At 40.2% G+C, this 13,739-nt stretch carries 10 protein-coding genes; 7 read left to right on the top strand and 3 right to left on the bottom strand.

Annotated elements, in window-relative coordinates; all coding sequences use genetic code 11:
- Positions 1-23 precede the first annotated feature (23 nt).
- Positions 24-293 (top strand): ArsR/SmtB family transcription factor, encoded by a 270-nt coding sequence (locus ACTJJG_RS12060; protein ID WP_086222489.1) that lies wholly within the window; start codon positions 24-26, stop codon positions 291-293.
- A 224-nt stretch (positions 294-517) separates the two neighbouring features.
- On the opposite strand, the gene ACTJJG_RS12065 is transcribed toward ACTJJG_RS12060, so the two are convergent.
- Positions 518-2,206, bottom strand: a complete 1,689-nt coding sequence (locus ACTJJG_RS12065) for a hypothetical protein (protein ID WP_023187987.1) — start codon at positions 2,204-2,206, stop codon at positions 518-520.
- Between the two features lie 40 nt (positions 2,207-2,246).
- Positions 2,247-3,251, bottom strand: a complete 1,005-nt coding sequence (locus tag ACTJJG_RS12070; RefSeq protein WP_023187986.1) for a cation diffusion facilitator family transporter — start codon at positions 3,249-3,251, stop codon at positions 2,247-2,249.
- Between the two features lie 450 nt (positions 3,252-3,701).
- Between ACTJJG_RS12070 and ACTJJG_RS12075 the strand changes: the two genes are divergently transcribed.
- The 6 genes from ACTJJG_RS12075 to ACTJJG_RS12100 all read left to right on the top strand — a co-directional run bounded on the left by ACTJJG_RS12075 (position 3,702) and on the right by ACTJJG_RS12100 (position 11,647).
- Positions 3,702-4,883 (top strand): efflux RND transporter periplasmic adaptor subunit, encoded by a 1,182-nt coding sequence (locus ACTJJG_RS12075; protein ID WP_023187985.1) that lies wholly within the window; start codon positions 3,702-3,704, stop codon positions 4,881-4,883.
- A gap of 3 nt (positions 4,884-4,886) precedes the next feature.
- Positions 4,887-8,051, top strand: a complete 3,165-nt coding sequence (locus ACTJJG_RS12080) for an efflux RND transporter permease subunit (RefSeq protein ID WP_008942230.1) — start codon at positions 4,887-4,889, stop codon at positions 8,049-8,051.
- A complete protein-coding gene (locus ACTJJG_RS12085) occupies positions 8,048-9,529 on the top strand; it encodes an efflux transporter outer membrane subunit (RefSeq protein ID WP_440608949.1) in 1,482 nt (493 codons plus the stop codon). The genes ACTJJG_RS12080 and ACTJJG_RS12085 overlap by 4 nt, the downstream gene beginning before the upstream one ends.
- Before the next feature lie 76 nt (positions 9,530-9,605).
- Positions 9,606-9,989 (top strand): hypothetical protein, encoded by a 384-nt coding sequence (locus ACTJJG_RS12090; RefSeq protein ID WP_008942232.1) that lies wholly within the window; start codon positions 9,606-9,608, stop codon positions 9,987-9,989.
- Between the two features lie 10 nt (positions 9,990-9,999).
- Positions 10,000-10,539, top strand: a complete 540-nt coding sequence (locus ACTJJG_RS12095) for a nuclear transport factor 2 family protein (RefSeq protein ID WP_017396455.1) — start codon at positions 10,000-10,002, stop codon at positions 10,537-10,539.
- Positions 10,540-10,555: 16 nt separating this feature from the next.
- Positions 10,556-11,647, top strand: coding sequence for a cation diffusion facilitator family transporter (locus ACTJJG_RS12100; RefSeq protein WP_008942234.1), 1,092 nt, complete (start codon positions 10,556-10,558; stop codon positions 11,645-11,647).
- Between the two features lie 185 nt (positions 11,648-11,832).
- Here ACTJJG_RS12100 and ACTJJG_RS12105 read toward each other — a convergent pair whose 3' ends face one another.
- A complete protein-coding gene (locus tag ACTJJG_RS12105) occupies positions 11,833-13,725 on the bottom strand; it encodes a hypothetical protein (protein ID WP_057066693.1) in 1,893 nt (630 codons plus the stop codon).
- Between the last annotated feature and the right edge of the window lie 14 nt (positions 13,726-13,739).

The following is a 13,739-nucleotide window of genomic DNA, read 5'->3' on the forward strand; positions in this document are numbered from 1 at the left end:
TACCATTATCTCAAGATGAGATTATGTCTTTAGCTGAAACATTTCGGCTATTAGGTGATGCTTCACGACTTAAAATTCTACTTTTTTGTATGCGGGGGCCTAGTTCAGTAGGTGAAATCAGTGATGCTCTTGATTTATCCCAATCTTTAGTCAGTCATAATCTTCGTTTATTGCGTTCAGCTCGTTTAGTCAAAGGCGAAAGACAATCTAAACAAGTATTTTATGAGATTGATGATTTACATGTTAGTCAGGTTTTATTAGATATGGCAAGTCATATTAGTGAGGAGCACTAATTTATAGTAGTACGTAATGTATTGCAAAAATATCTAAATTAAATAACTTTAAGGGGAAAGAGGGTTATAGGAATTCTTTATTTTTATTACTCTAAACAAGAAATATATCATGCATTTATTTAAGTTATCAGTATCATCTACAAAAAGTTAAGATCAAGGGCATATAATTAAGAAATGTCTAGCTATATGCCTTGATATCTATTTGAGGAAAGTGCTATCTGTTTTTAACAGCAACTTGTAGTGTTATCTTCAAATGCACTTAATCGGCAGAAACAGGATGCTTCAATATTAATATCAGCCGAGGCAAGTGCTATATCACGTTGCAGCGAAATATCTCGAGCTTCTTTCTCTAGACCTAGTTTTGCTAAACACTCATAAAGTCCATGAAGACTCCATACATTGTTAGGGCGAATTCGGCGACGTCCAAGGTCACCTTCTAGCCCCAGTTCAATCCGATATTCTTGGGCTGCTACTTCAAAGTTTCCTTGTTCCATATTAAGTGCGCAGAATGCATGCCGAACTGGTTGTAACCAAGCTGGAGGATCACAATAAGGAAGAGCATCTTCTAATTTAATGCCTTCTCGCAAGATTGCGAATGCTTCTTTCGTATTACCTTTACGATACTCAATTTCGCCATGAATCATTTTGGCAGCAATTTTTAAAGCTTCGACCTCTTTAACAGGTATAGAGTTAAAGCGCTCTTCTGATACATTAGCTACTGCTTTTATAAAAGACTCTCTTTCTTTTTCGGCCTCTTTAACTCTTCTTAATGAAGCAAATGCTATGCCTTTTGCGTAGTGAATCATTGCGGTTGTGGAACTATATAGACCTTTATCTTTAGGTAGCTCAAGTTTCAGAATATCTTCCCACATGCCAAATCTAATCATAACATGTGGTAGTGTTGTGCAATGGCTTTCAGTTAAATTAGCCATTGGCGGTGTAGTGATATGTAGTACTTCGGGTGTTAAAATGTCATTGATACGATGAGCCATAAATAACGCTTCCTGTGATTTACCTGCCATCATTGCACCATAAGCACCTACCATTAAATTATGAACGCGATACAAGATATTCCAACCACCTGGATTCTTTTCTCTAGAAAAATATCTTTCATCGGCTGCGATTGCATCAAGATTAGAATAAACCACTCGACGCCAATCTCCGCATGCATTATCAATATGTGTGGACATATGGGCTAAATGTGACCCATCAGGTGATAAATTACGAAGGTTATCAGCAGCTGGCAATGCAACTTCAGGATAAGGTGACATTTCCATTAAATGTATATAGAGATGATTAATTACAGGATGACGATTTGCCCCAGGTTTAGTGAAAGCAACTTCAAGCACGTTTCTAGCTTCAACTGTACCTAAACCTATGGCTTCACCGGTATCTAAATCCCACAATTTACGAGGGCTCAAGCACATGAGTGCATCTGCAAACATTGCAGCTGCATCAAGATCATTAGAATATTTTTCATAAAATGATCTCATAGCTTGAGCATATGCAAAATTCAGCTCATGAAAGTCTTGTTCATCTATAGTCACGTGTTTTGGAAAGCGTGGAGCAAGGGCATCAATTAAATCTTTCTCAAATTGTGTCGCATTATGAGTCGCTGCTAACTTTGCTTGTTCCATAATTTCATTAATATATGGAATGGTATTCTGTAAGTCTGAAGGATCAAATAAATGCCAAGCTTTATTGTAATTTGGACCAGATGCAAAGGCGATGCCCCAATAAGCCATTGCGCATTTTGCATCATGTTCTAGAGCTTTCTTAAAACAATTTATGGCTTCACTCGGATTGAAACAATATGTCCATAATAAGCCACGATCAAACCAAAGTTGAGTATCAGGAGATGACGTAGTTATTTGACGCTGGTAATCTCCTAAATTGTAGTATTTATCAGACATTAAAGTCTCCTCATCAGTGAATAACAATAAAGATTTAAGGTTAGTGATTATGTCCAGCGTGTGGATCAATTTGAGTTGGGTTTTCTAAGCTACAAGTACTATTGCCTTGCCAATCAATGGCTATAGTTGGATGTTCAATAGAAAATTTGGATTTTAGCTCATTCTCAATGTTGAGAGTTAATGTCGCGAGGTCAACTCCATCTTTGGGTTTGACATGCAACGTTGCCATAGATCTACCTGATGTAATCATCCAAATATGTATATGGGTAATTTTTTCAATACCACTTACATTTTTCAAAAGATATTCAGTGATCTCTTGGGCATTAGCATTCTCAGGAGCACCCTCAAGTAAAATATGAAGAGTACGTTTAAATAAAGACCATGCGCTGCGTAGTACAAGTAAAGAAACTAGAACAGATAAAATTGGATCGATAGGAGTCCAGCCTGTGTACCAAATCACTATGGCAGCAATAATTGCTCCAACAGAGCCGAGTAAATCGCCCATTACATGGAGAATAGCTCCTTTAACATTGACATGTTCTGTATCGCCTCTTGTTAAGTACCATAAAACAAATAAGTTAACGAGCATACCTATAATAGCAACGATAAACATCGGTCCTGCCATGACAGGTTGAGGTGATTGAAAGCGTTCAATAGCCTCATAAATAATCCATCCAACGATTGCGAATAATGTAAGAGAATTCATTAAGCCAGCAATAACTTCGAATCGCATGTATCCAAATGTTTTTGAATTATCTGCAATGCGGCGACCGAAACGAAAGGCAGCATAAGCTAAACCTAAGGCAACGGCATCTGTAAGCATATGCCCTGCATCAGCCAGAAGTGCGAGTGAACCAGAGATGATTCCTCCAGTGGCTTCTACAAGCATGAACCCGAAAATGATAAAAAACGAAATCAGAATTTTTCTTTCGTTTCCGTTACTCACATCAGGAACATGTGAATGATCATGACCTTCATGCGAATGATCATGACCTTCATGCGAATGATCATGACATTTATGATTGTGATCGCGTTGATTACTCATGTATAAAAACCTAACATGTATATATTTTTACATATGAATATATGTTCATATGTAAAAATTGTCAAATTTAATTTATTAATTTTAATATAATCAATGGCATGTGCCATTTTTGAGCTAATAGGGAATCAAATTTTCTAAAGTAATACTGTTTTTACTTATTCTAAGAGAAATTTCTACTTAGGATAAAATGAATAATTTGACAGTCTAATACTGGAGGGATATTGCATGAATTTAATTTCCATAGACGGAGGTATGTTTTATAAAGCTGAAAAAACGGACTATTAAACTTATAGAAATTCACTTTTTAATAATTCATATAAATATATGTTCATTTGTATAATCTATTCAGATCACCCTATTGACCTTCCAATTATTGGAAACATTAGCATGTGTGCAACTGCTACAGAAACCTATCCAGAGTGATGTAGCTTTGCATAAAAGGTGAATATCATGAAAAAACGAATGACAGCGGTTGCTGTAGCAGTAGTGATTGCTATCTCAGGTGGTCTGCTGTACACAGCAAAAAATATATCGGATCAACCCAAGCAACAAGCTAGTTCAGCTCAAATGCCTATTCCTCAGGTTCCAGTTGCGGAAGTAATTACACAAGAACTTAATCCAACTGCCGAATATACAGGCTACTTATCGGCACCACAAAGCGTTGAAATCAAGTCCCGAGTCGGTGGTGTCATTAATAGTGTTAGTGTTCCTGAGGGCAGTTATGTTCGTAAGGGACAGGTATTATTTAAAATTGATCCTGCACCTTTTCAGGTTGCTCTGAAGACAGCCCAGGCACGACTGAAAGCAGCAGAGGTTCAGTATAGCCAGGCTGTTCTGGATTTTAACCGGGCAAATAAACTGGTCGAAAGTGGTGCCGTCTCCAATAAGGTTTATGACGATGCACTGGCAACCAAAAATAACCGTCAGGCTCAAGTACAGGAGGCTCAGGCAGCCGTCAGTGCAGCGAAGCTGGATTTATCTTATACCAATATTACAGCACCGATTTCAGGACGTATTGACCGTGTTCTTGTCACCAGTGGTAACTTGATTGCAGGTGGAAATACAGGCAATGCCACAGCCTTAACCACCATCGTTTCAGTCAATCCGCTGTATGTTTATTTTGACCTTGATGAAAAAACCTTTCTCAATCTAAAGGGACAAAATAAATCTGGACAATTCAACTTGCCAATCGAAATGGGATTGGCAAATACAGAAACTTATCCTTATACAGGGAAATTAAACTTTGTAAGTACTCAAATTGACCAGCGTACAGGGACGCTACGGGTTAGGGCATCTATTACCAATGATTCAGGTGAATTAGCACCAGGTATGTTTGCCAGAGTTAAGCTGACCACTGGAAATAAACAGTCCACCATTCTGATAGATGATCAGGCGGTGGGTACAGATCAGGGCAATAATTTTGTTCTGGTTCTTGGTTCGAATAATACGGTTGAATTTAGGCCTGTAACACTTGGCTCGGTCGTTGATGGATTGCGGATTATTAGCAGTGGTCTGCAAACTGGCGATAAAGTCATTATTAAAGGGCTGGTTCGCCCAGGAATGCAGGTCAAGCCAAATATCGTTCCAATGCAAACGCCTACTCCGACTGAAAGTGCCGCACAGGGGAAATAAGCCATGAAGAATTTCCCTCATTTCTTTGTTAATCGGCCAATATTTGCGGTCGTGATCTCTGTGCTGATCGTCATTCTCGGTGCTTTATCACTGTTTAAACTGCCATTGAGTGAATATCCAGCCATTACACCACCGACTGTACAGGTCATGGCAAGTTATCCTGGTGCCAACCCCAAAATCATTGCCGAGACGGTTTCCTCCCCTCTGGAACAAGCCGTGAACGGTGTTGAGAACATGTTGTATATGAGTTCTCAAACCGCAGCCGATGGCAAGATGGTACTGACCGTCACCTTTAAACAGGGTACAGACCCTGATAAAGCACAGATACAGGTACAAAACAGGGTTTCTCGTGCATTGCCACGCTTACCTGAAGAAGTTCAACGCATTGGTGTGGTCACTGAAAAAACCTCACCCGATATTCTCATGGTCATCAATTTGGTGTCATCCAACAAGAATCATGATCCACTATATTTGTCCAACTATGCACTGTTAAATGTGCGTGATGAGCTTGCACGTTTACCAGGTGTTGGAAATATCGAGATTGGTGGTGCTGGTGAATATTCGATGCGTGTCTGGATTGATCCTGAAAAAGTGGCTGCCCGTGGTTTAACCGCCAATGATGTGGTTGCAGCCATTCGTGAACAAAACATGCAGGTTGCTGCGGGTTCTGTTGGTCAACAACCAAATACAACATCGGCCTATCAAGTTACTGTTAATACGCTGGGACGTTTAACCACTGAAGAGCAATTCAGTGAAATCGTGGTTAAAGCTGGTGACACTGGACAAATCACACGCCTGAAAGATGTTGCACGAATTGAACTGGGTTCTGATGCTTATACCATGCGAGCTTTACTGGATGGTAAGCCAACATCTGCCTTACAAATCTTTATGACACCAGGTGCCAATGCACTCGATGTTTCAAGTGAAGTCCGTGAAACGATGGCAGAATTGAAGAAAAGCTTCCCTGACGGTGTGGATTATAAAATTCCTTATGATCCAAATATTTTCGTAAAAGCTTCTTTGAAATCAGTCATTACCACTCTGTTAGAAGCCATTGCACTGGTTGTGCTTGTTGTCATCCTGTTCCTGCAAACATGGCGTGCATCCATTATTCCTTTAATTGCCGTTCCCGTTTCACTGATTGGTACGTTTGCAATTATGTATTATTTCGGCTTCTCCCTAAATACATTGACCTTATTTGGACTGGTACTGTCGATTGGTATTGTGGTCGATGATGCAATTGTGGTGGTGGAGAACGTAGAACGGCATATTGCATTAGGCGAATCACCAAAAGAAGCTGCCCGTAAGGCAATGTCTGAGGTGACAGGGCCAATTATCGCGATTACTGCGGTTTTATCTGCTGTATTTATTCCATCGGCATTTCTTACAGGATTGCAGGGTGAGTTCTATCGCCAATTTGCCTTGACCATTGCGATTTCAACCATCTTATCTGCAATCAACTCTTTAACACTTTCACCAGCTTTAGCAGGTATCTTGCTTAAACCACATCAAGCTGGAAATAAAAAACGTGATTTAACCGAACGCTTATTTGGTTGGTTCTTTAGAGGATTCAATCGGTTCTTTGATAAGGCATCGGACAAATATGTAGGTGCAGTCCGCAAGGGGGTACGTTTAAGTGCCATCATGCTGATTTTGTATGTAGGTTTTCTTGGCCTAACTTGGTTAGGTTTTAACAAAGTGCCGCAAGGCTTTGTTCCTGCACAGGACAAGTATTATCTAGTTGGTATCGCCCAGTTACCTACAGGCGCATCTTTAGACCGCACAGAAGCTGTAGTTAAACAGATGACGGAAATTGCACTGAATGAACCTGGTGTGGAAAGCGTCATGGCATTCCCAGGCTTTACACCAAGTGGTCCAGTCAATGTACCAAACTCTGCCTTGATGTTTGCCATGCTTGATCCATTTGAGGCTCGTCAGGACCCCTCATTATCAGCAGGAGCAATTGCTGGAAAATTAATGGGTAAATTCAGTCAGATTCCTGACGGATTTGCGGGCATCTTTCCACCACCACCAGTACCTGGCTTAGGTTCTATGGGCGGATTCAAGCTACAAATTGAAGATCGGGCTGGTTTAGGCTTTGAAACACTGGCACGTGTACAGGGCGAGATTATGGCGAAAGCCTCTCAGACGCCTGAACTTGTCGGTATGCTTGCGAGTTTCCAGGCAAATGCTCCACAGATTGAAGTTGATATTGACCGTGTAAAAGCGAAGTCACAAGGTGTACCACTGACCGATATTTTTGAAACACTACAAATCAATCTGGGGTCAATCTATATCAATGACTTTAATCGGTTTGGTCGTACTTATCGTGTAATTGCTCAGGCAGATTCCCCATTCCGTATGCAACCAGAGAACATTAATCTGTTAAAGGTGAGAAATGCAGCGGGAGACATGATTCCGCTTTCGACCTTTGTCACGATTAAGCGTAGTTCTGGCCCTGATCGTGTTATGCACTATAACAGTTTCCCATCAGCCGATATTAGTGGTAACGCTGCATCAGGTTATTCATCTGGTCAGGCAACTGCCGCAATTGAAAAAATTGTGCAGGAAACATTGCCACAAGGTATGACCTATGAATGGACCGATCTGGTCTATCAGGAAAAGAATACAGGCAATACTGCGGTCATGGTTTTTGCTCTAGCAATTATTTTGGCGTTCCTTTTCCTTGCAGCTCAATACAACAGTTGGTCAATGCCTTTTGCAGTATTACTTATTGCACCAATGGCCTTGTTATCTGCGATTGTAGGTGTTTGGGTAACTGGTAGTGATAACAACATCTTTACCCAGATTGGCTTTGTTGTTCTGGTGGGACTTGCTGCAAAAAATGCCATCTTAATTGTGGAGTTTGCCCGAGCCAAAGAGGATGAGGGTTTGAATCCTTTTGATGCAGTACTTGAAGCAGCCCGATTAAGATTACGCCCGATTCTAATGACCTCAATTGCATTTATTGCTGGTGTGATACCACTGGTATTAGCCACAGGTGCTGGTGCAGAAATGCGTCATGCCATGGGTATCGCTGTTTTCTCTGGAATGCTGGGCGTGACAATCTTTGGTTTGCTGTTTACACCCATTTTCTATGTCGTCATTCGTAATTTTATTCTGCGTAGAGAACAGGCCAAAGCACTGGTACAGGAGGGTTCAAAATGAAAAATTTAACACTTCATTTAAACCGATACACCTTCCTCAAGAAAATGAGTGTACTAACCACTGCCACTATTCTTGCAGGATGTTCAATGGCACCCATATATGAGCGACCTGTCTCTCCTGTGTCGGAACACTATCCAACAGGAGAGGCTTATCCAGGGCTGCAAGTGAACAATGGAAAGCAAACAGTCGCAGCCGATATTGGCTGGCGTGACTTTTATACCGATCCTGTCTTACTCCAACTCATCGATCATGCATTGAAAAACAATCATGATTTTAAGGTGACAGCTTTAAATGTTGAGGCGATAGAAGCACAGTATCGTATTCGTCGTGCTGACCGTTTACCGCATGTGGGTGTTACCGCAGAGTCAGCCAGTCAGCGTTTACCGTCTGATCTTGCTTATAACCCCCGCATGTATCAGGTTGGTGTTACTTCGGTCGCATGGGAAGTCGATTTATGGGGCCGAGTACGCAGTCTGAGTGATCAGGCTTTACAGAACTATTTGGCTTCTAAAGAGGTCCAGACAGCATCACAGTTAAGTCTGGTATCCGCAGTTGCTAATGCTTATCTGGTCTATAAGGCCGATCAGGAAACGTTAGGTTTAACCAAGGCGACTTTGGCGACACAGCAGAAATCCTATGACTTGACCAGGAAACTTGTTGATGTTGGTAATGCAACCCGATTTGATTTACGTCAAGCTGAAATAGGACTGCGCACCGCACAAACCAATTATGCAAAATTCTTGCGTATTACTGCACAGGATCGTAATGCTCTGGTGTTACTTCTGGGTTCACCATTAACACAGGAATTGGCGGCCCAATTGGACCAGTCCCCCAAAATTCCTGATCAGGTTGTTATGCAGGATATACCAGTTGGTTTGCCATCGGATCTACTTCAACGTCGTCCAGACATTCGTGCCGCAGAACATAAGCTTCAGGCTGCGAATGCAAACATTGGAGCAGCCCGTGCAGCATTTTTTCCATCCATTACCCTAACGGGTTCGGCGGGTACGGCAAGTTCCAGTCTGGATAATCTATTTAATGCAGGTACAGGTGCATGGAGTTTTATGCCCAAGATTAACTTGCCCATATTTAATGCAGGTTTAAATCAGGCAAATCTGGATCGCTCACACATCATGAAGCAGATTGAAGTCATCAACTATGACAAATCTATTCAAACAGCTTTTCGTGAAGTTGCTGATGGGCTGGCTGGCAAGTCCACACTAGATGAACAGATCAAATCGCAGCAGCAAATGATTGCGGCCAGCCAGGATGCCCATAAGTTGGCAACCTTACGTTTTGATGCTGGTGAAGATAATTATCTCGCAGTCCTCGACTCACAACGAACTCTGTATGCATCTCAGCAGGCACTTATACAGACCCGCCTGGAACGCCTGAATAATCAGGTCAACCTCTGCAAGGCATTAGGTGGAGGCTGGAATGAACATACCGTACAGATTGAACGTAAATCTTTGAAATAGCACATCGATGGAATTCATCTTTTGATGGAAAGAGATGAATTCCTGACAAGATGAAACAGAATATGAGGTCATATAAATGAAATTTATTATCCATGATATAGAAAACTTCCCATTTGTTGAGTTTAAGCAAGATCAGGCAGTTCCAGGTTATTCACCTCAATGGCAGTTGGAAATGCAGGAATTCTTGGAAATGAGCAGTCCGTTTGTGATTGTTTATGATCAATTATCAATGCAAGAAACACCTGAAGACTTTAAACAACGTGGTCTTTGGCTTAAAAACCATAAAGATGAACTTAATCAGTTATGTAAGGCAATTATCTGCATTGAACCTGATCAGGAAAAAAGAGTTGCCATCAGAAAGATGACGGAAATGGCTGTAAAGGCATTTGGCATTCCTTATGAAATCGTCAATACCAGGGAAGACGCCGAACGGATTGTGGATGAACTTATTCAAGTCTAAGGTGAATATGATGAACACTATTTATATCAATCAATTGAAGCAAGATGTTGATGGTCAAGGGAAAAAATCAAAGCCTTTTTTCATGACATTCTTACTCATTCTTATGACGTTAGGATTAGCTTCAATTTCGCATGCAAAAGCACCGATCAATACAGCTTTGGAAACCGTGGAGAGCTATCTTAATATCTGGAATGGTACGCAGCCAGATGACCTGACTAAAGTTCTTGACACGAATGTTGAGTATTTCAATACAAGTAATGAAGAAAACCGTAAAGGTACAGCATCTGTAATTGAGGTACCCAAGTTTTTATTAACAGTCATTCCTGATCGGAAGATGACGCTTACATCCCCGCCACTCATTGTTGGTGATAAGGTTGCTGTCGAATGGCAGCTTCAGGGAACCCTCAATAAAAAAGACCAGTCTGGTAAAAAAGACGCAAAAGTAATCACTTTTAAAGGTGCTTCATTTTTTGAGGTTAAAAATAATAAGATTATATACATCGGTGATTACTACAACAATCATCCATTGCGTAGTCAGTTAGAGCCATAATCAGGAGTGCTATAAAATGTCTTCGCACAACCATACACAAGATCACAAACATAACCACTCTGAACATGATCATAACCATGATCATTCTGGGCATAAGCATAGTCATGGTAACACCCATAAGCACAACCATGATCACTCAGGACACCATCATGGTCATGGTGGTCATGATCACGACCACGATCATGACCACAGCCATATCCCAAGTAATAAAAAAATTCTGACCATAAGCTTTTTACTGATTACCATTTTTATGGTAGTGGAATTTATAGGTGGTTTTATTACCAATAGTTTGGCCTTGATTTCAGATGCCGGTCACATGCTGAGTGACTCTGTTGCACTTGGTATTGCACTTGCAGCAGTCTTCATCGGTCAAAAACAGATTACCAAAAATAAAACATACGGCTATCAACGCTTTGAAATACTGGCTGCTGCATTGAATGGTATTACACTGGTTGGTATCGCACTGTATATCTTTATTGAGGCAATTCTACGGTTTCAGCAACCACAACATATTGAAGTACAAGGGATGTTGATCGTTGCTAGTATTGGATTGCTGATTAATATCATTGTTGCAGTAATGATTTTTAAAGGTAGTGATACCGAACACGACTTGAATATGCGAGGTGCTTACCTGCATGTACTCAGTGATTTGTTAGGTTCTATTGGCGCAATTGCTGCTGCGCTATGTATCTACTTCTTTGGATGGGCCTGGGCAGATACTTTAGCCAGTGTTCTAGTTGCAATACTTGTTCTTCGCAGTGGATATTCAGTTGTAGTAAAGGCTTCGCATGTTTTAATGCAGGGTACACCAGAAAAATTTGACTTGGCAGAAATCAAAGAAACCATTCTTCAAGACCAGCGAATTCAGGGTGTACATGATTTACATATATGGAGTCTGACAAGTAAACGTTATATTTTATCCTGCCATATTGTTGTGAGTGAAGAAATGAGTATGCAGGAAGTGCAGATACTCTTACATGATCTGGAGAATGTCATACAAAATCTAGGTATTGAGCATGTCACTATTCAGGCTGAAACATCACTCAACAATCACGATGATATTCATCATTGCATTATTGAAAATATACCAAAGGATTCAGAACACTGAGTTTAAAAAGGTTAAATATTCCTAATATAGGTGCTTATCTAATCACAAGTGGTACCCAAGTTTAATGGCACTTAAAAGTGCCATTAAACTATATATAATTCAATTTGATATGTAATAAAATTACCCATAGGAAAGAATTATGGACTAGGCTAAAAGAAGATGGTCACAATTGTAAGATTCGAATATTATTTTTCCTCCTTTTCCTCCTTTTCCTCCTTTTCCTCCTTTTCCTCCTTTTCCTCCTTTAACTTGATATTCGTGATTCCAATTTTTCTTAGAGCATTCAATAACGTTGATTCACCCTCTGACAAGCCAGCAGATTTTGAATGTCTAAAAACAAATAATTGAGTAACCAAATTGGAGCCTAGGAGAGTTGTCGTATAAGAGCCCTCTGACAAAGGCAGGCTCTCCATGAGCCCAGAAATATACTGCTCAAATTGTTCTGCGGTTCTTGACCTAAATATTAGACCAGCATGCCCACGCTCCTTGAGAACACTTTCCCCATCTACAGTTGAAACGTAAGTCGCTGGTTGTATATCGAAAAGATAAACTGGAGGGCAATTTACAAGAGATAATCGGATGACCAATGCTCCACGAAGTGCTGTTTTATTTGAGTTTGCATAACACCAATTTTTATAAGTTTGTTTTTCTCCATCTGTAATATCTTTATTATTTAATGTTTCTGAATTAACGAAAAAGGCCATGAGAGTGGGTTTATCGCGGTAATCAAACTCTTCCTCAAAAGTATAATAGTGGACTGCATTGACAATACTGGGATTTAACGAGCGAGCCTTTAAACATGCATTCCATAGGCCCATGATTCTTCCATGATCTGGAGCTTCAAACTCTGTATCTCCATTAGTGGTCGGGTTAATTTGGACATTTAGAACTTCCTTAGAGCTATCAGGTTCTCCTGTACCAACTGTATTGGTTTCTTTAGTATTTTTCTTTCTCTGTGGCTGGGTGATGGTTCTTTCATACTTTGTTTTACTTTTTTCCCCGATAGGGCCTGAACCTAACCATGTAAATTCATGACCTAAAATAACCGATTGTAATAATGGTTTGCGCCCTCCTTGATCTTCAGATACGTTAATCTGACCAGGACCTAGTTGCAACTGAGGAGGATTAGGTGAGTTGACATCTACAGGTTTCTTAATGCGGTGAATTACCTTTGGAACACGTCTGATAAGTGTTTGATCAGGTAGTTCTATTCCAAGGATTGTCAAGGCTAAAAAAGCATTGGTGTCAGGAATACAAAAACCTGAAACCCTAATTTTTCTCGTTTCCTTATGCCATGGCATTACTTTAGGGTATATATGGTTTCTTTGGATAAAATCATCATGTTTTGCAATACTGCTAAATAAGATTCTTACGGCATCTTGGGTATATTTGCTATATTTATAGTAGGCAATAAATACATGATCATCTGTTGTGAGGCTATCACCTATAAGGATCGTCCAGGTGTTTTCTTCTTCTGGATGAGGGGTGTAGAGCCGTTCATGTCTTTCGGTCTCATCATATGTTGTCAGAATTCTAGGAAGTTCTGTAGAGAGACCATATCCTCTCACCAGAAACTCAAAACAAGGTACGAGTAGTTCCTTATATTCCTGATCCGTTAAGGAGAAAGAAATGCAATTCTCACGTTGGCTTGGATTAATATAAAATTTATTCTTGTCTGAGAAGAAATGATCTATTCTCCCTGTCTTTTCGTCTCGCTTATATGCTTGAACATAGGTATGTGTAAAATCCGTATGGTCAATATCAAACTCCCTTATTTCAAAGGGAAGATAGTCAACTAATCGTTCATGGTGCCAAACTGTTCCAATAGGCCAAGACACCAAATCTGTTATATTTGCATCAATAAAAATAAAATTATCTGTGGGTGTGTAATCTTCCAGAAGTTCCCTAAAAGCCACATGAACTTTAGGTTGAGCATTTCTACGATCAGCTTTTGCTAACGCTCCATACCACCACACCATTAAGAACTTTTCAGCATTGGATTCAAGAACTTTGAATGCCGGTGATTTTGTTTTATCTGGAGAGTTATCAGTATTTTTTTCATTAGAATGATTGTTCATGGTCAACCTCTCTA

This window comes from Acinetobacter sp. 22512, assembly GCF_052044755.1.
Lineage (GTDB): Bacteria > Pseudomonadota > Gammaproteobacteria > Pseudomonadales > Moraxellaceae > Acinetobacter > Acinetobacter pittii.